The sequence below is a fragment of the Nocardia sp. CWNU-33 genome, assembly GCF_046764895.1.
GTDB lineage: Bacteria > Actinomycetota > Actinomycetes > Mycobacteriales > Mycobacteriaceae > Nocardia.
Window position 1 is genome coordinate 1 of sequence record NZ_JBKOQN010000103.1, and the last position, 1,470, is coordinate 1,470.

Sequence of the window (1,470 nt, forward strand, 5' to 3'; positions counted from 1 at the left end):
GTCGCTCACTAGGGCACCATCCCTTCTGCAACCCGAACAGATAGGGTTGTTATCTCTCGGTTCCGGTGGGTGCATGGCCATGGTCGCGAGCCATTTGATGGCCACGATGAGTACTGCCAGCCCCACCGGGCCGAGGGCCAACGACCGGCGTCAGGGACATGCCCCACAGAGGGCCGATTAGTGAGCTCCCGGCAGTGGCCCTCGATTCCGACGAGGTATGACATCGACCTCGAAGGAGCACAACGCCAGTGTTCGTTGGTTGGGACTGGGGCATGGGTGCCCACGATGTGACCGTGCTCGACGACAACGGGGACCGCCTCGACCAGTTCGCGGTGAAACACACCGAAGAAGGCATCGCTGACGCGCTGCGCCGGCTGAGCACTCACGCGACCAGCAGTGTCATGCCGGTATGCATCGAAGCCACTCGCGGCCTTGTCGTGGATCGGCTGCTCGCCGCCGGATATCCGGTAGTTCCGGTGCATCCCAACGCTTTTCACGCGGCCAGACCCCGTTGGGGCGCGGCGCGAGCGAAGAACGATCCCGGTGACGCGTTCAAACTGGCCGACTACCTGCGTACCGACGCCCACCGGTTGCCGACCCTGGTGCCGACCATGCCGGAAACCCTCGAGTTGCAGGCGCTGACTCGTATGCGCGCCGACCACCTCGGCCAGCGCATCGCCGCGGTCAACCAGCTCGCCGCACTGCTGGACACCCACTGGCCCGGCGCGGGCGCGATCTTCGCGAAACTGAACTCTGACATCACCGTCGCGTTCCTGCGCCGCTACCCCCACCCCGAATCCGCCGCACGGCTCACCGCCGCACAGCTCGACAAGTTCTGCGCCCGCCACGGCTACAGCGGACGCCGCAGCGGCGCCGAACTGCTCACACGCCTGCGCTCGGCACCCGAACCGGCCAGCCGCATCGCAGCGCCCGTGATCGCCCGGCTCGTGCGCACCCAAACCGACCTCGTGGCATCGATCCAGGCCAGCCTCGACGAACTCGACACCGTCATCGCCGAGGCCGTCGCAAACCACCCCTACGCGTCGCTGCTGGCCGATCTGCCCCGAATCGGGGTGCTCAACCTCGCTCAGATCATCGGCGAGGTCGGCCCGATCCTGGAGCGCGCCATCAGTTTCGATCAGCTCGCCGCCGAAACCGGGCTCGCCCCCGTCACACGCACGTCCGGCAAGAGCCACACCGTCGGATTCCGCCACGCCACCAACCGACGCGCTCGACAAGCACTCATCACCTGGATCGACAACAGCCGCCGGGCCAGCCCCTGGGCCGCGCAACGCTACATCGCAGCCCGCGAACGAGGACAACGACATCCCCACGCGATCCGAACCATCGGCCGCTCCTGGTTGCGCATCATCTGGGCTTGCTGGCGCGACAAAACGGGCTACGACTCTGCCCTCAAACAACCCGGCCAGAACGCGATTGCCGCATAGGGGTTGACTCAGGGAACTCATC

Annotated in this window: 1 protein-coding gene; it reads left to right on the forward strand. The window is 66.4% G+C overall.

Features of this window, described 5'->3' with window-relative positions; all coding sequences use genetic code 11:
• Window positions 1–248 precede the first annotated feature (248 nt).
• A complete protein-coding gene (locus ACLMAL_RS39540; RefSeq protein ID WP_412003755.1) occupies window positions 249–1,448 on the forward strand; it encodes an IS110 family transposase in 1,200 nt (399 codons plus the stop codon).
• Window positions 1,449–1,470: the final 22 nt, after the last annotated feature.